The organism is Litchfieldella xinjiangensis, from assembly GCF_000759345.1.
Lineage (GTDB): Bacteria > Pseudomonadota > Gammaproteobacteria > Pseudomonadales > Halomonadaceae > Litchfieldella_A > Litchfieldella_A xinjiangensis.
On the sequence record NZ_JPZL01000002.1, the window covers coordinates 910,881 to 928,908 of the forward strand.

Annotated in this window: 16 protein-coding genes; 10 read left to right on the top strand and 6 right to left on the bottom strand. The window is 57.3% G+C overall.

Annotation, left to right across the window (positions count from 1 at the left end; all coding sequences use genetic code 11):
- Positions 1–2 precede the first annotated feature (2 nt).
- The 5 genes from JH15_RS11540 to JH15_RS11560 all read right to left on the bottom strand — a co-directional run bounded on the left by JH15_RS11540 (position 3) and on the right by JH15_RS11560 (position 4,705).
- Complete coding sequence (locus JH15_RS11540) at positions 3–479, bottom strand: tripartite tricarboxylate transporter TctB family protein (RefSeq protein ID WP_043530324.1); 477 nt, start codon at positions 477–479, stop codon at positions 3–5.
- 53 nt (positions 480–532) lie between these two features.
- Positions 533–1,513: a Bug family tripartite tricarboxylate transporter substrate binding protein gene (locus tag JH15_RS11545; RefSeq protein WP_043530326.1), complete on the bottom strand. Its 981-nt coding sequence runs from the start codon at positions 1,511–1,513 to the stop codon at positions 533–535.
- Positions 1,514–1,644: 131 nt separating this feature from the next.
- Complete coding sequence (locus tag JH15_RS11550) at positions 1,645–3,300, bottom strand: thiamine pyrophosphate-binding protein (protein ID WP_043530328.1); 1,656 nt, start codon at positions 3,298–3,300, stop codon at positions 1,645–1,647.
- 18 nt (positions 3,301–3,318) lie between these two features.
- Positions 3,319–3,636, bottom strand: coding sequence for an NIPSNAP family protein (locus tag JH15_RS11555; RefSeq protein ID WP_043530330.1), 318 nt, complete (start codon positions 3,634–3,636; stop codon positions 3,319–3,321).
- Between the two features lie 121 nt (positions 3,637–3,757).
- Entirely contained in the window at positions 3,758–4,705 is a 948-nt protein-coding gene (locus tag JH15_RS11560; protein WP_043530332.1) for an AEC family transporter, read from the bottom strand.
- A 207-nt stretch (positions 4,706–4,912) separates the two neighbouring features.
- On the opposite strand from JH15_RS11560, the gene kdgD reads away from it, so the two are divergent.
- The 7 genes from kdgD (at position 4,913) to JH15_RS11595 (ending at position 13,680) form a co-directional block, all read left to right on the top strand.
- Positions 4,913–5,830 (top strand): 5-dehydro-4-deoxyglucarate dehydratase, encoded by a 918-nt coding sequence (gene kdgD, locus JH15_RS11565; protein WP_043530334.1) that lies wholly within the window; start codon positions 4,913–4,915, stop codon positions 5,828–5,830.
- 67 nt (positions 5,831–5,897) lie between these two features.
- A complete protein-coding gene (locus tag JH15_RS11570) occupies positions 5,898–6,908 on the top strand; it encodes an ABC transporter substrate-binding protein (protein ID WP_231566423.1) in 1,011 nt (336 codons plus the stop codon).
- Between the two features lie 105 nt (positions 6,909–7,013).
- Positions 7,014–7,457: a tripartite tricarboxylate transporter TctB family protein gene (locus JH15_RS11575; RefSeq protein ID WP_043530338.1), complete on the top strand. Its 444-nt coding sequence runs from the start codon at positions 7,014–7,016 to the stop codon at positions 7,455–7,457.
- Positions 7,458–7,473: 16 nt separating this feature from the next.
- The gene (locus JH15_RS11580; protein ID WP_043530340.1) at positions 7,474–8,982 is read left to right on the top strand and encodes a tripartite tricarboxylate transporter permease; all 1,509 of its coding nucleotides are present in this window, start codon (positions 7,474–7,476) and stop codon (positions 8,980–8,982) included.
- 26 nt (positions 8,983–9,008) lie between these two features.
- The gene (gene garD / locus JH15_RS11585) at positions 9,009–10,571 is read left to right on the top strand and encodes a galactarate dehydratase (RefSeq protein ID WP_043530342.1); all 1,563 of its coding nucleotides are present in this window, start codon (positions 9,009–9,011) and stop codon (positions 10,569–10,571) included.
- Between the two features lie 53 nt (positions 10,572–10,624).
- Positions 10,625–11,950: an enolase C-terminal domain-like protein gene (locus JH15_RS11590; RefSeq protein ID WP_043530345.1), complete on the top strand. Its 1,326-nt coding sequence runs from the start codon at positions 10,625–10,627 to the stop codon at positions 11,948–11,950.
- A 152-nt stretch (positions 11,951–12,102) separates the two neighbouring features.
- Complete coding sequence (locus tag JH15_RS11595) at positions 12,103–13,680, top strand: aldehyde dehydrogenase (NADP(+)) (protein WP_043530347.1); 1,578 nt, start codon at positions 12,103–12,105, stop codon at positions 13,678–13,680.
- 75 nt (positions 13,681–13,755) lie between these two features.
- Here the strand turns inward: JH15_RS11595 and JH15_RS11600 are convergent, their stop codons facing one another.
- The gene (locus JH15_RS11600) at positions 13,756–14,694 is read right to left on the bottom strand and encodes an AEC family transporter (RefSeq protein ID WP_043530349.1); all 939 of its coding nucleotides are present in this window, start codon (positions 14,692–14,694) and stop codon (positions 13,756–13,758) included.
- Positions 14,695–15,134: 440 nt separating this feature from the next.
- On the opposite strand from JH15_RS11600, the gene JH15_RS11605 reads away from it, so the two are divergent.
- The 3 genes from JH15_RS11605 to JH15_RS11615 are packed head-to-tail and all read left to right on the top strand — an operon-like array spanning position 15,135 to position 18,010.
- Complete coding sequence (locus JH15_RS11605) at positions 15,135–16,130, top strand: TRAP transporter substrate-binding protein (RefSeq protein ID WP_052384063.1); 996 nt, start codon at positions 15,135–15,137, stop codon at positions 16,128–16,130.
- Between the two features lie 54 nt (positions 16,131–16,184).
- Positions 16,185–16,727 (top strand): TRAP transporter small permease, encoded by a 543-nt coding sequence (locus JH15_RS11610; protein WP_043530351.1) that lies wholly within the window; start codon positions 16,185–16,187, stop codon positions 16,725–16,727.
- Positions 16,728–16,729: 2 nt separating this feature from the next.
- A complete protein-coding gene (locus JH15_RS11615) occupies positions 16,730–18,010 on the top strand; it encodes a TRAP transporter large permease (RefSeq protein WP_043530352.1) in 1,281 nt (426 codons plus the stop codon).
- The last annotated feature ends 18 nt before the right edge of the window (positions 18,011–18,028 follow it).

The window sequence follows — 18,028 nt, forward strand, 5'->3', positions numbered from 1 at the left end:
ATTTACAGGCTCCACAAGGTAGGTAAGCGCACCCGGAACACCACCTCGAACAGCAGGTAGCCTGCCACGGTGATGATGACTGACGCGATGAGCTTGAGGGGCAGCCCACGAAAGCCTTCGCCATAAAGCAATGTCAGAACGAAGACATAGACGGTGGTGGACACGAAGTAACCCAGCGTAGAGAACGCCAGGAGATAGCCTGCGGTGGCCAGGGTGACCCAGAGAGGACCGAGCCGTCGGGTAGCGGCGTGATCGTCCGTGGTCTCTCGCTCGGGTGGCGAGCGCAGGATACGCCAAATGACCTGGGCAATGGCCAGGTACATGATGATGGCGATCGCCATGGGGAAAAACGATGCGGTCATGTTGCCGTTGCGCATCGGCGGCCCCAATTGCCAGGCTTCAAAGAAATAGAGTGTCGTAACGAGGAGCAGCGCGACGGGCACCAGCAGGCGACCATCACGTGAGCGTTGCAGTGACATGGCGCGGCCTCGGCATGGGGCCACCGTCGACTCTCGACGGTGGCACGTTGCGATCACTTTTCGAGCAGGCCCTGCTCGGCTAGCTCATCCATGGTGGCGAATAGGCTCTCTTGCGTCTCTTCGGCCCAGTGAGTGACCTCATCGCTACCCAGCCAGCTCGGTGCGACACCGACTTTAGGCAGCCACTCCTGGAATTCGTCACTTTCGTAGGCATCCTGATAGGCACTTTCCAGGACGTCGACGGCCTCTTCCGGCGTACCTTCGGGGACGGCGAGGACGATGAAGCTACCCATCTGGAGCTCCAGCCCACTTTCTGTGGCAGGGGGAACATCGGGGAACGCCTCGTTCTGCTGGTCGCTGAACTCCACGAGGCCCCGGGCATCGCCGGATTCTATCAAGGGCGCAAAGTCGCCCAGGCTGGTCACCACGAAATCGACTTCACCGTTGAGCAGAGCCTCTTTCTGCGGAGCGGCCCCCCCGGGGTAGGTAATGACCTTGAATTCGGCATCCACTTCGTCCTGCAGACGTAACAAGGTCAGGTGGGTACGCGATCCCATATTCTGCAAGCCGACACGAATACTGTTGGGTTCCTCCTTGGCTGCATCGATCAAGTCCTGAACGGTCTGGTATTCAGAATCGTCGGGGACGATTATCGCGTCGGGTTCGCTGGTGATGCGCGCCAGGAGTTTCATCTTGTCGATGCTGTAGCCAGGCAGCATCTCCTGCCAAGGTACGGTTACCACGCTGTCGTAGGTCAGGGCGCCAAGGGTATGCCCGTCCGGGCGAGCCTTGATCAGTTGAAGCAGACCGGTGGCGCTCATGCCCCCCTCGATGTTCTCGACATAGGTCGACACGGGGAGCGAGGTTTCAGCAATATTGGTGATCTTGCGGACGATGGCATCGGTGCCGCCTCCGGCCCCCCAGGGCACGATGACCCGAATGTCTCGTGAGGGGAAATCAGCGGCATGAAGGGTGGTCGCAGTCAGCGTCAGTGTACAGGCGAGGCCGAGGCCTTTGGCGAGAGGTGAAAGCATGCGGTGTCTCCACTCTTTTATTGGCATTGGGTTGAGCGTGCTTGGGATGCTGGGACTCCGTTGATGGCCGATGCAGCCATGAAACAGTAGTAGTACAAGTTAGGGCTTTGAATAATACAACTTTGGTGGCGTCACTCGCCGGGAGTGAAAGGGGCATCCGGCGGCAGCCGAATCTCGAGCAGGGAAGGGCCGTCGTGCGCCAAGCACCGTGCCAATGCCGCCGCCATGTCTGCATTGTTCTCTATGGCTTCGGCATGCAGGTGACAGGCGCGTGCCAGGGCGACAAAGTCCGGATTGGTCAGTGTCGTGCCCGATACCCGACCCGGAAAGCGTTTTTCCTGATGCATCCTGATCGTCCCGAAGCTGGCATTGTTGACCACGACGAACAGTATCCTGAGCGACTCCTGGCTTGCCGTGGCCAATTCCTGAATGCTCATCATGGCGCACCCATCTCCACCAAACGCGACCACCTGTCGCTCGGGGAAGGCCAGCTTGGCGGCGATGGCAGCGGGGATGCCGTAGCCCATCGCCCCACTGGTAGGGGCCACCTGGCTGCGGAAGCGATGAAACCGAATGAAGCGTTGGAGCCACAGGGTGTAGTTCCCTGCACCATTGGTATAAAGCGTATCCGAGGGGAGGGTGCCCGTGAGCACGCTCATGACACTCTGCATGTCGAGACCGTGGCCTTCGTAGGCGGGGTATGAGTAGGTCTCGTAGGTATGGCGCAGCGCCTGGAGCCGCTCGCGATGTGCTGGTGTTGGTTGATAGTCCAGCTCGGACAGTGCCTCGGCAAACTCGGGCGATGTCGCGTTGATCATCAGTGTTGCCTGATAGACGCGGCCCAGTTCACGACTATCGGGATGCACATGGACCAGCCGCTGTCTTGGGATGGGAGGGGTGAGCAAGGAATACCCTTGCATCGTCGCTTCCCCAAGCCTGGCTCCGATGGCGATCACCAGGTCGGCCTCTTCTACCAGTGAGCGTGTGTAGGCGGGTGCACCCAAGCCGAGTCTGCCGACGTAGGCCGGTGAGTCATTGTCGATAAAATCCTGGCAGCGGAAAGAGGCGAGCACGGGGATGCCATGACGTTCCGCCACATCGCGGATCGCGTCGCCAGCAACCTGGCTCCAGCCTCCGCCTCCCAAGATCATTACCGGCCTTTGCGCCTGGTTCATCAGGTCGTCGAGTGCCTGCATCGATGCGTCGGTCGGCGCGATGGCCAACCCAGGTGATTGAGCGACATCGGTCACCTGCACGATGTCGTCGAGCATATCCTCGGGGAGCGCGATGACGACAGGCCCCGGACGCCCGCTAAGGCACGTCTGAAAGGCGCGGGAGAGTATCTCCGGCAAGCGTCGTGCATCGTCGACTTCGGTTACCCATTTGGCCAGAGGTCCGAACATCTGGCGGTAGTCGATTTCCTGAAAGGCCTCGCGCTCTCGCATTTCGCGAGCGACCTGGCCGATGAACAGGATCATCGGCGAGGAATCCTGGTACGCCGTATGTATAGCAATGCTTGCGTGGGTAGCGCCGGGTCCTCGTGTCACGAAGCAGACACCCGGTGTACCGGTAAGCTTGCCGTGGGCTTCCGCCATGTTGGCGGCGCCACTCTCATGGCGGCATGTGACCAAGCGGATGTGTCGATGCTGCTCGTAAAGTGCGTCGAGTACACTCAGATAGCTTTCGCCCGGCACGGCGTAAGCGCGGTCGATACCATTGATCCTGAGGGTATCGACAATGACCTGGGCGCCAGTGCGTCCTGTATTCGCAGAAGATTCGATAGCCACATGCCACCTCGCCAGGCGTTATAGAGGAGAGAAGGGGGCGGAGCGCAGCAGCTTGTTCTCCTGATGCTGAACATTGCCTGCTTCGCCACTCTTGCGACGATAGGCGATCCACTCGGGGTCCTGCTCCATGGCGGAACGCCGTTGCTCCCTGTCAGCTGCGCTCTCGTAACCCCATAGGTGTACGACCTGATTCAATGTTCCCGTCTCGGTGACGAAATAGCCCAGCAGGTTACCCAGGTAGCGTTGTTGTATCGGCAGTCCCTCTTTCTCGTATAGTTCGAGAAAGGCATTCAGCCGCCCCGGGAACATGGTATAGGTGCGTAGGTCAACGATCATGCTTATCTCCTCGGTTGAACAATCCTTGTAGTACAACGAGGAGCGATCGGTAATACCACCTTCGTGCAAGCTCGATGCATCAAGCAGCGCGCGCTGTCTGCACCAGTCGAATCGAGTCGAGTTAGATGAGGCCCAGCACGCGCAAGGCGAACACGCCGCTTGTCACGGTAAGGCTCGCCATCAGGGTGGTGATGGCGATGATATTCGCTGCCAGCTTGGCGTTGCCGCCCATGGCCTTGACCATGACGAAGCTGGCGGCGGCGGTCGGACTGGCAAAAAATAGGAATAGCAGGCCGAGTTCCCGATCATCGAAGCCTAGAAACCAGGCACCCAAGGTGGCCATGAAGGGCAGCGTCACCATTTTCATCACGCTGGCGCCCATCGCCGTGCCATGGGATTCCAGCAAGGCCCTGACTGAGAGCGTGGCCCCAATGCAGATCAGCGCCAGGGGGAGGGTGAGAGACGCAAAGTAATCCCCGGTCGTCATCAGCCAAAGCGGTAACGTCAATTCCATAAACTTGAATGGCAGAGCTACCAGTACAGCGAGGATGAGGGGATTGCGAATGATATGGACAGCGATGCTTCGCCAGTTCGTGGTTCTTCCGGGTCGATAGCTGGATAGTACGATCACGGACAGCACGTTATAGCTGAGGATGACCACACCGAGCAGCAGGCCGCCCGCGGATAAACCATACTCACCATACATGCTCGCGGCCAACGCCAGCCCGACGATGCCGCAGTTACCCCGAAATGCGCCCTGAACATACACGCCGCGGTCTTCATGAGGCACTTGCCATATCGCCCACGTCCAGCTCAGCAGAAACGTCACTAACGTGGCTGCGGCGAAGTAGGTCATCAGCGCGGGGTTGAAGGCAGTATCGATATCGGCTTTCAGCAGGCTGAGAAAAATCAGGGTGGGCATGGTCGCCTTGAAGACCAGTGCCGAAGCCGTGGATACGAACGCCTGGTCGATCCACCCTATGCGGCGTAGCCCAATGCCGAGGAACACCATGGCGAAGACGGGAAGGGTCACTTCAAGCGTGCCGAAGAAGATTTCGGTCAAATTCATGTAAGGCCAGACTCCCTGGCGGGGCGCTCATTTAGGGGTTTCTACAGTACTCAACTTTGGTCTAATTTTGCTAGGGCTTGCTTGTCACGCGGGGGTAGGGTGTTTAGTTTGTGGTTGTATGATGTATGACATGACCTAGCCAGCCAACATCCCAGCATTAATACGTCCGCCTACCAGGGTCGGCGAAACACGCAAGAGGGCATACCTGTGAAGTTTTCCAGACAAGACGTCAAGCAAGCGATTGGCGACGGGCTTCTCTCCTTTCCCATAACCGATTTCGATGCGGCGGGCAACTTCGATCAGGAGAGCTACCGTCGTCGTCTTGAGTGGTTCATCAGCCATGAAATCTCCGCTGTATTCGTTGCCGGCGGCACGGGTGAGTTCTTCAATCTTACCATGGACGAATACCGCGATATCGTGCGTGTAGCTGTGGAGACAGTCGATGGCAAGCTGCCCGTCATCGCCAGCGCGGGCCTCAGCATCGGCAGTGGCAAGGCCTATGCCCAGGCGGCAGAAGAAGCGGGGGCCGACGGCATCCTGCTGATGCCTCCTTACTTGACGGAATGCCCCCAGGACGGCCTGGTAGAGTATGCCCGGCAAATTTGCGACTCGACCAAGATCAATGTGATCTACTACAACCGGGGTAACGGCATCATGAATGCCGACTCGGTACAGAAACTCGCCGATAGCTGCGACAACTTGATCGGCCTCAAGGATGGCAAGGGCGATATCCAGGCGCTCAACAAGATCATCAAGACAGTTGGCGACCGGCTGGTCTACGTCGGCGGTGTCCCGACGGCGGAGATCTTTGCCGAGGCGTATCTCTCTATCGGCGTGAACACCTATTCTTCCGCCGTGTTCAATTTCGTGCCGGAAATGGCAGTCAAGTTCTATAAGGAGCTGCGCAAGGGCAATCGTGAAGTCGTCAAGCAGATCACTCGCGATTTCTTCATTCCCTTCGTGGATCTCAGAGATCGGAAGTCTGGCTATGCCGTCAGCCTGATCAAGGCGGGTGCGAGCATTATCGGCAAGCCTGCCGGTGATGTCAGAGCGCCTCTGGTTATGCCGACCTCCGAAGAGAGCCGTCAACTAGAAGCATTGATTGACGCCAGCAAGAAGCTGTAATCGCAACCCAGCTCATGAGGTACTTATGACAATTAATAAGATTCTACTCACGTTCGGTTCCGCTGCCATGGCACTGTCCATGACAACGGCAAGCAGTGTTGTCCTTGCTCAGGACGGCCCGCTGCGGGGCAATGTGCGTGTGGTTATCGGCTCCACCTCCACCGGTGGTGATACCTACCAGAACTCCAACATCGTCGTTGAGAAACTAGCAGAGCATCTCGACCTCAACATGAAAGTGGATGCGGTGGGTGCAAGCGCGGCCTTCCGGGCCCTCGATCGCGACTCACGCGGCAATACCCTGATGATTTTCCATGACCAGTCCTACCTGGGGCATCTCTACGGGGTTCAGGGCTACGAGGATATCTTCGAAAAATATACTATCGGGCCGACCGTCGCCATCAACCCCGGTAATGCCTATCTCGTCCCCAAGGATTCTCAATACCAGAACCTTGACGAGATCATCGAGGCAGTAGGTAACGGGGAAACCGTAAGAGTGGCAATCCAGCCCGGCGGTGTTTCCGAGATTGGCTTCAGTGCATTGAAAAATGCCATTGCCATTGAGCATCCTGGGAAAGAAGACAACTTGGTTGCGGTCAATACCGGTTCGCAATCGGACAAGAACCAGCAGCTCTTCGATGGCCAGGCCGACGTCATCAATGGTACGGTTCAGGCGAACGAGCAATATACTCGGCTGCCCGAAGACGATCAGAAGGCGATGCGCTTCATCTGGCTGACTGCGCGTGAGAGCACGATTGAACAAGCGCCTGAAGAGGGCTTGGGCCAGACCAGCCGCGAGCAACTGTTGGAATACACCGAGCCCAATGTGACCGTGACCATGGGCGATGATGAGAACTTCACTTTCGATAAGGAGTTCTTCTTCCTTTACAATAAGGACATGGACCAGGCGATTGTCGAACAGATCGATACGGCACTCGCTGAGATCTATGAAGAAGGGGAGATCCAGGAAGTTCAGAAGAATTCGTTCTTCATCCCCAACTTCCTGCCGTCCGATGAGGCGCGCGAGCACCTGGAAGACAAGCGGTCTCGTTACGAAGAGATTATCCAAAACATCCAGTAAGTGAGTAAGCGTGCTGGTGGCGTTATGCCGCCAGCACTCTCGTCGTGTGTCTTGAGGCAGTCGTGAGTCCCTTAGTCAGACTCCCCAGCCGATACCGGAGCCATCATGGAATCAGGTCTGTCAGACTTGCTGAGTGTCTCGGTGGATTTCCAGACCTCACATCTCTATTTCCCTACGATTATAACTTGGATCATGGCGGGTTTATTCGTTGCGATACTCGTGACGAAGGTGATTCCCTTCCTGGCCGCTGTCAAACGGGGCGAGCGCACATTACCCATCCTGGGTGAGCCAATGGACGCGTTTCGATTCTTTGGCACCCTTGCCCTAATTGCGGCTTATTTCTATTTAATGGCAGTAGTGGGCGACATGTTTCCATACACTGGCTATGGATTTCTGTTCGTCTCTATTCCTTTTGTTCTTCTCATGTCGCTGCTATATGCGCATGAATGGACGAAGAAGGCGCTGATCGTCATTTGTATCAATGCCATTGTTGCGCCCAGCCTGGTTTGGTACATCCTTGCCAAGCTATTTAAAATCACCTTGCCGTGACTGAGTGAATGCCACTATGGAATTCTTGTCGCTTCTCGACGTTACTTTTTTCCTGCTGACCGCTCTCGGCGCCTTGGTCGGGATCATTTTCGGTGCGATCCCTGGCATGACGGCCACCATGGCGGTAGCGGTCTGTCTCCCTTTGACTTATGCGCTTGGCCTTAACCACGGTCTTGCTTTGCTTCTTGGTTTATATGTTGGTGGCATATCGGGGGGTATGGTTCCTGCTGTCCTGCTTAATATACCCGGCACCCCTTCCTCCATTACCACGACATTTGATGGCTATCCGATGGCCCGCAAAGGGGAGGGAGAGAAGGCGCTCAAGGTGTGTGTCATTGCATCCGTGGTGGGTGGCCTGATCAGTGCCGCCGTGCTGTTTTTCTTCGCGCCCATCCTGGCCGACTTCTCGATCAAGTTCTCCTATATCGAGAAGTTCCTGATAATTCTCCTCGCACTGAGCGTTATTGCCTCGCTGTCGAGCAATATGCTGGTGGGTATCTTCAGTGGCGTGATCGGTATCTGGTTAAGCCTGATTGGTGACTACAGTATTTCCGATGGCGGCAACGGCAAGACGCGTCTGATGTTTGATTTCATGGAGCCATATCTCTTCGAAGGGTTCTCTCTGCTGCCTGTTTTGATCGGTATCTTTGGTATTTCGACAGTACTTCTCGAAGCCGAAAAGGGCGTCAAGAGCGATTTGAACGACGAACGCGTAAAGATAGGAAAGGGGGGCGGCTTCTCCTTTGGTATCTTCCATGGCCGCTTCACCAACATGATCCGCTCGTCCTTCATCGGCACGTTCGTTGGGATGCTGCCGGGTGTCGGAGGCAGTGCTGCATCGGTGCTGGCGTATACCCAGGAAAAGAACTTGGCTCGCGATTCCTCGGAAATGGGCAAAGGGGCGCCACAAGGGCTTATCGCTTCGGAATCCGCCAACAATGCATTGACGGGTGGTGCGCTCATTCCCTTGCTCTCGTTGGGCATTCCTGGGGACTCCACGACTGCTGTGTTGATCGGTGCCTTTACGCTTCAGGGTATTCAGGTGGGACCGCTTTTCATTCCTGAGAACGTGGACACCTGGTACATCATGATGACGGCCTTGATTTTTGCCAATTTCGTGATGTTCTTCCTGATGTTCTTTGCGATCAAGCATATTGCCAAGGTCGTGATGGTGCCCAAGCATATCCTCTATCCGATCATCGTCATGATGTGTGTGGTAGGTGCTTATGCAATCAATTACGGCATCATGTTTGACGTCTGGACGCTACTCATATTCGGTGTTCTGGGGTATTTGGTTCAAAAGGTGGGGTTGGAAGTGGCACCACTGATCATTGGTTTCATACTGGGCAGCCAGGCTGAAGTCTATTTCGTCAAGAGTCTGGAGTCCTATGGAACGTTCTCGATTTTCTTTACCAAGAGCCCGATAGCTGTGGTGTTGTGGCTGCTGATTTTGGCTTCGGTCGTTTTCTCGATCCTGATGAGCCTCAAAAATCGTGCCAAGCAACGTCAGGCCGATATTAGCTGAATTTGGCTTCTCGAAAAGGAACGGTTATGCCCTATTCCGAAGGTAAGATCATCAAGGTACATCCCGACGATAATGTTGCCATCGTCGTGGAGGCAGGGGGCCTGGCGGAGGGCCAGGGTCTCGGAGAAGGTCTGATTGCCAAGGGCAACGTTCCGCAAGGCCACAAGATTGCTCTCAGCGATATTCAGGTTGACGAGCCGATAGTTCGTTATGGTGAAGTCATCGGTAATGCCGTGGCCGCCATAGCGCAGGGAGAGCATGTCGATGAGGCGCGGGTGCGCCTTCCCCAGGCACCGTTGCTCGGCGATCTTCCGCTCGCGACACGTCCAGCCCCTGCTGCCGAGCCGCTCGAAGGATATACGTTCGAAGGGTTTCGTAATCCGGACGGCAGTGTCGGGACGCGCAACGTATTGGGGATTACTACCAGCGTCCAGTGTGTCGCGGGCATTGTTGAGTACGTCGTTCAGCGCATCAAGCGCGAGCTGTTGCCGCAGTATCCCAATGTCGATGACGTGGTAGGGCTGAACCATAGCTATGGCTGTGGCGTCGCGATCAATGCGCCGGCTGCAATAGTGCCCATTCGGACGTTAAAGAATATTTCCCTGAACCCCAACTTCGGTAACGAGGTGATGGTCATCGGGCTGGGGTGCGAGAAGCTGCAGCCCTCCACCCTGCTCGATGAGCAGCCCGTGAGAATCTACAGCAACACTGAAGCTGCCGATCCTGAGGCCAACGTCCTGAGCCTTCAGGATGAGTCTTTCGAAGGCTTCGGCGATATGGTCGATGGCATTCTTGCCATGGCCAAACATCACTTGGAGCGGCTGAACAATCGTCGTCGTGAAACCTGCCCCGCGTCCGAATTGGCCGTGGGCATGCAGTGTGGCGGCAGCGATGCGTTCTCTGGGGTCACGGCGAATCCGGCTGTAGGGTTCGCAACGGACCTGATCGTGCGCGCCGGGGGCAGTGTCATGTTCTCCGAAGTGACCGAAGTGCGCGATGCCATTCATCTGCTGACGCCACGGACCATCAACGAAGAGGTTGGTACGGCTCTCATCGAGCAGATGGATTGGTACGATCAATATCTCGCGCAGGGACAGGCCGACCGAAGTGCCAATCCCTCTCCGGGGAACAAGCGCGGTGGGCTGAGTAATGTCGTTGAGAAGGCCCTGGGCTCGGTCATCAAATCCGGCAATTCTCCTATCGTGGATGTCATCGGCCCCGGCGAGCGTCTGCGGCGCAAGGGGCTGACCTTCGCGGCGACCCCGGCCAGCGATTTTATTTGCGGCACGCTCCAGTTGGCTGCAGGCATGAATCTTCAGGTTTTCACCACAGGACGCGGCACGCCTTACGGTCTGCCAATGGTGCCGGTACTCAAGGTATCCACCAACTCAACATTGGGGAAGCGGTGGCACGACATCATCGATCTCGATGCCGGGCGCATCGCTACCGGGGATGCCAGCATCGAGGATGTGGGTTGGGAGCTCTTCCATCTCATTCTCGATGTCGCGAGCGGGCGTAAGCAGGCAGCTGCCGATCGGCTTGGCATCCATAACGATCTGGTGCTGTTCAACCCGGCCCCGGTCACCTGATCCCATGAAAACGACTTTACGGTCGAATCGTTAATACCATAGGTAGGCGTATCATGTTTCCGACGATTAAATCTATGCGTGTCGTTCCCGTTGCCGGCTATGACGGGTTCCTTCTGAACCTGAGTGGCGGCCATGCCCCCTGGTTCATTCGTTGCGTGGTGATTCTCGAAGATTCGGCAGGCAACAAGGGTGTCGGTGAAATTCCCTCGAGTGCCGGTATCCTCAAAGGGCTGGAGCAGTGTCGCGAGCTGGTGGAAGGCACTCATGTCAACCAGGTCAAGAACACGCTCAACCAGGTTCGTCTGGCGCTCAGCAAGAATGGTCGTGAGGAGCGTGGGCGCCAGACCTTCGATCTTCGCGTGGCGGTCCATGTGATCACCGGCCTTGAATCGGCGCTCTATGATCTTTACGGTCAGGCGCTGGGTATGCCTGTCGCTGACCTGCTGGGCCAGTATGGCCGTCAGCGTGACGAGGTCGAGGCATTGGGGTATCTCTTCCTGCTGGGCGACCCTGACAAGACGGACTTGCCGTATCCCAAGGCGAGCAATCCTCAGGATGCCTGGGATGAGGTTCGCTATCGCGAAGCCTTGACGCCGGATGCGGTCGCCAATCTTGCCAAGGCAGCCTACGAGCGATACGGCTTCAAGGACTTCAAGCTCAAAGGCGGCGTGTTACGTGGTGAGGAAGAAGCAGACTGCATCCGTGCGCTCTATGATGCCTTCCCTGAGGCTCGCCTGACACTGGACCCCAATGGCGCATGGAAACTCGATGAGGCGGTGAGGGTTCTGACGCCCATCCGCGATCTTCTCAGCTATGCTGAAGACCCATGTGGCCAGGAGGAGAGCTACTCGGGTCGCGAAACCATGGCAGAGTTCAAGAAGCGCACGGGGCTGCCGACCGCGACCAACATGATCGCAACGGACTTCAAGCAGCTACAGTATGCTGTACAGCTCAACTCCGTAGACATTCCATTGGCTGATTGTCACTTCTGGACAATGCAAGGGGCTGTAATGGTGGGTGAGCTGTGCAACGAATGGGGAATGACATGGGGTTCCCACAGCAATAACCACTTCGACATTTCCCTAGCCATGATGACTCATGTGGCTGCGGCTTGCCCGGGTGAGATCACGGCTATCGATACCCACTGGATCTGGCAGGATGGACAGCGTATCACCAAAGAGCCGTTCAAGATCGAAGGTGGCAAACTGACAGTGCCTACCACACCGGGCCTGGGTGTCGAATTGGACGAAGACAAGCTGATGGAAGCTCATCATCTCTACAAGAGCCTGGACGTCACTCAACGCAATGATGCCATGGCAATGCAATACCTGATCCCGGGGTGGGAGTTCGATCCGAAGCGCCCGGCCCTGGCGCGGTAATTGTCGGAAGACGAGACGCATAACGGCCTGCCGATGGGATATCGAGCCCATCTACAGGCCTGAGGTGAAGTTACTTGTCGCCACTTGTCAGCCTGCGGGGCTTTCAAGAGGTCTGAAGTATGCAAGATCACTAAACCCTCATAGGAGGTAACATGACCCTGGAAGGCAAACTACTTATTGGCCAGGACGCCGTCAGCGGCAGTTCCAAGCCCATCAACGCCATCAACCCGGCCACCAACGAGACCCTCGAGCCCACCTACGCCGGTGGTACCAAGGCCGAGGTCGAGCGTGCCTGCGAGCTCGCCGAGACGGCCTTCGCCACCTATCGCGAGACGTCCCTCGAGGAACGCGCGGTATTTCTCGAGACCATCGCCAGCGAAATCGAAGGCATTGGCGATGAACTGATCGAACGCGCCATGGCCGAGTCCGGCCTGCCCAAGGCCCGCCTTGAGGGCGAGCGCGGCCGTACCTGCGGCCAGCTGCGCCTGTTCGCCTCCGTGGTGCGCGCCGGCGAGTGGCTCGACGTGCGTATCGACCCGGCCATGCCGGACCGCCAGCCGATGCCGCGCGCCGACCTGCGTCAGCGCCATATCGGCCTGGGCCCGGTCGCCGTGTTCGGTGCCAGCAACTTCCCGCTGGCCTTCTCGGTGGCCGGGGGCGATACCGCCTCGGCACTGGCCGCCGGCTGCCCGGTGATCGTCAAGGGCCACTCCGCCCACCCCGGCACCTCCGAACTGGTCGGCCGTGCGGTACAGCGTGCGGTGAAAGCGTGCGGGCTGCCGGAAGGCACCTTCTCGCTGATGTTCGGTTCGGGCAACGAGATCGGCCAGGCGCTGGTCGCCGACCCGCGCATCCAGGCGGTGGGCTTTACCGGCTCGCGGGGCGGCGGTACCGCGCTGATGAAGACCGCCCAGTCGCGCCCGCAGCCGATCCCGGTGTATGCGGAGATGAGCTCGATCAACCCGGTGTTCCTGATGCCCGAGGCGCTCAAGGCACGCGGCAAGCAGATCGCCGAAGGCTTCGTCGGCTCGCTCAACATGGGCGCGGGCCAGTTCTGCACCAACCCCGGCCTGGTGATCGCCGTCAAGGGTGCCGAGCTCGATGCCTTCGTCGAGGCCGCGGCAGAAGGCGTCAAGGGCAGTGCGCCCCAGACCATGCTCACCCCGAGCATCTACGATGCTTACCAGCAGGGCGTGGGTCGGCTGTCCAACAGCAGCAAGGTGCGTGAAGCGGCGCGTGGCCAGGTGGGCGAAACGCCCAACCAGTGCCAGGCGGGGCTGTTCGTCACCACGGCGAACGACTTCCTGAACGAGACCGAGCTTCAGGAAGAAGTGTTCGGCTCCACCTCGCTGGTCATCGAATGTGCCGACCAGGATGAAGTGAAGCGTGTGGCGGCCCAGCTCGAAGGCCAGCTGACCATCACCCTGCAGATGGACGACGGCGACCTGCAAGCGGCCAAGGCCCTGATACCGGTACTCGAGCGCAAGGCCGGGCGGATTCTCGCCAACGGCTGGCCGACCGGGGTCGAGGTGTGCCACGCCATGGTTCACGGCGGGCCGTACCCGGCGACATCCGACAGCCGCACCACCTCGGTAGGCAGCGCGGCGATCTTCCGCTTCCTGCGTCCGGTGTGCTACCAGGCGCTGCCGGAAGGGCTGTTGCCCGAGCCGCTCAAGGATGGCAATCCGTGGAAAGTGTCGCGTCTGGTGGATGGCAAGCGCGAAGCGTGATCCGTGGCTGGCTTTTTCACCATGAGACAGGGGCCATCAGGCCCCTGTTTTCATTGGTGTCATGTATAGCCGTACTTATATCAGGCCGAACGTTATCAAGATAAACACCCCGACGATGATGGTGGCCATGCTCAGGAACGTACTGATCACGATGATGTTGGCCGCGAGCAACGAATTGGCTTTCACGGCCCTTGCCATGACATAGCTGACGGCAGCGCCAGGGCTGCCGAGGAAAAGGAATAGCATTCCGAGCTCGGCATTTCTGAAACCGGCGCCAATGGCCGCCAGTACCCCAAGCGCTGGCATCCAGAGGACCTTCCATAGGCTGGCATCCAGGGCTTGCAAGCCACTTTCCTTGATGGAAGCAGTGCTTAGGCTTCCCCCTATACATATCAAGGCCAGCGGTAAGGATAGTGATCCGAAGCGTTCCGCCGTTGTCATCAACCAGGTGGGCATTTCTAAATCTTGAGTGGAAACGGGAAGGGCTAACAGGATGCTGAGAATCAGAGGGTTCAAGGCAATTCCTTTCGCCATTTTCCAAGCGTTGTTACTTTTTTCGACGCTGTAGTACTCCAGAATTAAAGCGGAGAGTATCAGGTTGAGTACGATGACTCCGCCGGCCATTATACCTCCCAAGGAAAGGCCGTAGTCTCCGTACATGCTGGCAGAGAGTGCCAGACCAACGATGCCGCAATTACCCCGGAAACCGCCTTGAACAAAGACACCCCGGTCTTCAGGCGGGTATCTCGCTATTGCCCAGGCCCAAATGCCCAAGAAGCAGATAAACGTTATCCCCAGATAAAAGCTTAATATCCCAAGCTTGGAGGTAACCGATGCCCCAGATTTGATAATGCTTAAGAAGAGAAGGGTAGGCATGGTGGCTTTGAATACAAGGGAAGAAGCGGTATTGATGAAGGCCTGATCAATCCAGCCCGCGCGCCTCAACCCAATACCAATAAAGACCATTGAAAATACAGGCAGGGTTACATTGAGTGTTTCAGTAAATACGCTCATTAATTAAATGTATTCATGTAAGACTTTTTTGAACTTAATGTGAATAACAATAATGATGCAACCAAGGTCGGTATATACGTTGGTATGTAGACCATGGTCGATATTGTTAATTCACCGCTAGCAGGCCACCTTAGGGATGTATGATGTATGACTATCCGGGGGATGTACAGCCTGGCGGCTCGAGGAAGTTAGGGTTGGGATTTCTGGAGCCGAGCAACCGACTGGGGCTATAGCTTTGATGAAGCGAGCCCGGGGAGGGTCAACAAGATCACAGCCTGACCAGGGCTGAAGCGGACTTCGCCGGTAGCCCTGCCGGCGTTGTCAGGGCACCGTTGGCGATGCCCACCTGGACGAGCGCCGTTGGTTGGGAAACCGATGATTGTCGCTCAATAACGATAACTTTTATCCAATCCCATCGAAGCCAGAAAGGAACCACATCAATGCAAACAACAACGTTCATGAAAAAGACGCTATGCGCCACGGCCGTATCCGCAGCCATGGTATCCATGTCCCTGCCAGCTCTGGCTGATAGCTGGCGCGGCTGGAACATTCATCCGCCGGGATACCCCAACACCGAAGCGCTGGAAGCCTTTGCCGAGAATGTTGCCGAGAAGACGGAAGGGCGTGTCGAGCCGCAGGTCTACAACAATGCCGTGCTGGGTGATCAGTCCGACGCCATTGAGCAGACACGTAGCGGTGCGTTGGACTTTGCCAACTTCAATATGGGGCCGATGGGGCCCATCGTGAACGAGACTAACGTTCTCTCGCTGCCGTTCATCTTCAGCAGTGTCGATCACATGCATGAAGTCATGGACGGTGAAATCGGCCAGCGCTTTGCCGATGCACTGGCAGAAAAGAACCTGATCGCGCTTTCTTGGTTCGATTCCGGTGCCCGCAGCCTCTACAACACCAGCCATCCGGTCAATACGCCTGAAGACGTGGAAGGTCTTAAGATCCGCGTCATGAACAACGATCTTTACGTTGAGATGATCGAGGCCATGGGCGGCAATGCGACGCCGATGTCCTATGGCGAAGTTTACCAGTCACTCAAGACGGGTGTTCTGGACGGCGCTGAAAACAACTACCCCTCCTTCGAGTCAAGCAACCACTACGAAGTTGCCAATTATTACTCGTTGACAGAGCACCTGATCATTCCCGAGTGCCTGTGTATCGCCAAGTCGAGCTGGGAAGCGCTGTCCGAGGAAGATCAGAAGATCGTCCGCGAGGAAGCGATCAAGGCGTCCGAAATGCAGCGGCAGCTCTGGGTCGAGGGTTCAAAGGAGAGTCGCCAGATTGTCGAAGATGCAGGTGTCGAGATCAATGAAGTAGAAGACAAGTCCGCTTTCCAGGCAAAAATGGATCCGGTCTATGCCGGCTTCATCGAGGAGAATCCGGAACTCGAGGACCTCATCAACGCGATCCGCTCTTCCAACTAAGCAATGACGCATCCCTCCCGGTGGCCATGGGCCGCCGGGAGAGAGCAGTGCGTCATGAAGGCTTACCTGGACTCATCAGAGGCAATCGTGAATCTATCCCATCTGCAAAAGAGGCTAGGCCGTGCCCTGGATGGTATCGCCAGCCTCTGCCTGATCTCGGCAGGCGTGTTGCTGGTCTTTCTCATTGTGAGTTTTGGCTGGCTGGTGTTCGGTCGTTATGTCCTTAACGATACTCCCACCTGGGTTGAGCAGTCCTCTTTGGTGGTGGTGGTCTATATCACCTGTCTTGGTGCGGCGGCAGGCGTCAGGGCGAATACCCACCTAAGTATTGATTTCGTTCGCGAGAGCATGCCCGAGCCCTTCAAGACGGTCTTCCGTTACCTTGCTGATATCGTCGTGGCCCTTTTCGGCGGATTCATGGCGATCGAGGGCTGGGGATTGGTGGCAACAAATCTGGAACGAGCGATCCCCATGATCGGATTGACTGAAAGCTGGCGTGCAGCCCCGTTGGTGGTTTGTGGCGTCCTGGCCGTGGTATTCGCGCTCTCCAATATTCTCGACCGTATTTGCGGTATCCAACGTCAAGAGGACGTCTGAGCATGGGCCTAGCTATCCTTTTCGGTATCTTCTTTCTGGGCCTGCTGGCGGGGGCGCCCGTGGCTTTCGCGGTGGGCCTGGCTGCGGTCGTGACTTTTATCTACGAAGGCCTCCCTCTGTTCGTTGCCTTTCAGCGCATTCTGTCGGGGATCTCGGTGTTTTCGCTACTGGCCATTCCCTTCTTTATCTTTGCCGGCGAGCTGATGCTGCATGGGGGGATTTCCGACCGCCTCGTTCGGTTGGCGTCCGCAGCTGTGGGCCGGGTACGCGGCGGGCTGGGCATCGTGAATGTCACTTCATCCATGCTTTTCGGCGGCATATCGGGGTCGGCCGTGGCCGATACCTCGGCGCTGGGTTCGCTGCTGATTCCGGTGATGAAAGAGAAGGGCTACGATGCCGATTATGCGGTCAACGTCACGGTGACCTCGTCGGTGGCCGGTGTCGTGATTCCACCGAGTCACAACATGATCCTTTATGCCGTTGCGGCCGGTGGAGGGATTTCAGTCACCCAGCTTTTCATTGCAGGTATCGTCCCGGGCATCCTGATGTGTCTGACCCTCGCCGTTGCTGCCTATCTGGTGGCGATCCGTCGGGGCTACAAGGGTGAAACCTTCCCTGGGTGGACGGCGCTCATCGTCAGCTTCGCCGCAGCCCTTCCCGGCCTGTTGACGGCGGTCATCATCGTGGGGGGTGTGCTATCGGGGGTTCTTACCGTCACGGAATCGGGGGCCTTCGGGGCGATCTATGCCATCGTCATCACTGCACTCGTCTATCGAGAGCTGCGCTGGGCGTCGTTCAAGGCGGCAGTGCTGCAGTCTGTCCGGACTACGGCCCTGGTCATGATCCTGGTGGGCTGTGCTTCGGCCTTCTCGTATCTGCTGGCGCTTTATAACGTGCCGCAGATGCTGACCGAGACGCTCATGGCATTGTCGGACAACCCCATCGTCATCTTCCTGCTCTTGAACCTGTTGCTGTTGGGGCTCGGCATGATCATGGACATGGCAGCCCTGATCCTGATTTGCACGCCGATTTTCCTGCCGGTTGCCATGCAGTTCGGCATGGACCCCATTCAGTTCGGGATCATCATGATGATGAACCTGGGATTGGGGCTTTGCACACCGCCCGTCGGGGCCTGCCTGTTCGTCGGCTGTGTCATCGGTAAGGTCAAGATCGAACATGCCGTACGCACGATCTGGCCCTTTTACCTGGCGCTGTTCGTTGCCTTGATGATGGTGACCTACATTCCGGCCGTGTCGTTGACCCTGCCTCGCTTCTTCCAGTGACCCGCTGCTTTTCGTGAC

Excerpts from the sequence above, each read along its gene's own strand:
- JH15_RS11540 (WP_043530324.1), bottom strand. The coding sequence starts at position 479 with ATGTCACTGCAACGCTCACGTGATGGTCGCCTGCTGGTGCCCGTCGCG.
- JH15_RS11545 (WP_043530326.1), bottom strand. The coding sequence starts at position 1,513 with ATGCTTTCACCTCTCGCCAAAGGCCTCGGCCTCGCCTGTACACTGACG.
- JH15_RS11555 (WP_043530330.1), bottom strand. The coding sequence starts at position 3,636 with ATGATCGTTGACCTACGCACCTATACCATGTTCCCGGGGCGGCTGAAT.
- JH15_RS11560 (WP_043530332.1), bottom strand. The coding sequence starts at position 4,705 with ATGAATTTGACCGAAATCTTCTTCGGCACGCTTGAAGTGACCCTTCCC.
- JH15_RS11570 (WP_231566423.1), top strand. The coding sequence starts at position 5,898 with ATGGCACTGTCCATGACAACGGCAAGCAGTGTTGTCCTTGCTCAGGAC.
- JH15_RS11575 (WP_043530338.1), top strand. The coding sequence starts at position 7,014 with ATGGAATCAGGTCTGTCAGACTTGCTGAGTGTCTCGGTGGATTTCCAG.
- JH15_RS11580 (WP_043530340.1), top strand. The coding sequence starts at position 7,474 with ATGGAATTCTTGTCGCTTCTCGACGTTACTTTTTTCCTGCTGACCGCT.
- garD (WP_043530342.1), top strand. The coding sequence starts at position 9,009 with ATGCCCTATTCCGAAGGTAAGATCATCAAGGTACATCCCGACGATAAT.
- JH15_RS11590 (WP_043530345.1), top strand. The coding sequence starts at position 10,625 with ATGTTTCCGACGATTAAATCTATGCGTGTCGTTCCCGTTGCCGGCTAT.
- JH15_RS11595 (WP_043530347.1), top strand. The coding sequence starts at position 12,103 with ATGACCCTGGAAGGCAAACTACTTATTGGCCAGGACGCCGTCAGCGGC.
- JH15_RS11600 (WP_043530349.1), bottom strand. The coding sequence starts at position 14,694 with ATGAGCGTATTTACTGAAACACTCAATGTAACCCTGCCTGTATTTTCA.
- JH15_RS11605 (WP_052384063.1), top strand. The coding sequence starts at position 15,135 with ATGCAAACAACAACGTTCATGAAAAAGACGCTATGCGCCACGGCCGTA.
- JH15_RS11610 (WP_043530351.1), top strand. The coding sequence starts at position 16,185 with ATGAAGGCTTACCTGGACTCATCAGAGGCAATCGTGAATCTATCCCAT.
- JH15_RS11615 (WP_043530352.1), top strand. The coding sequence starts at position 16,730 with ATGGGCCTAGCTATCCTTTTCGGTATCTTCTTTCTGGGCCTGCTGGCG.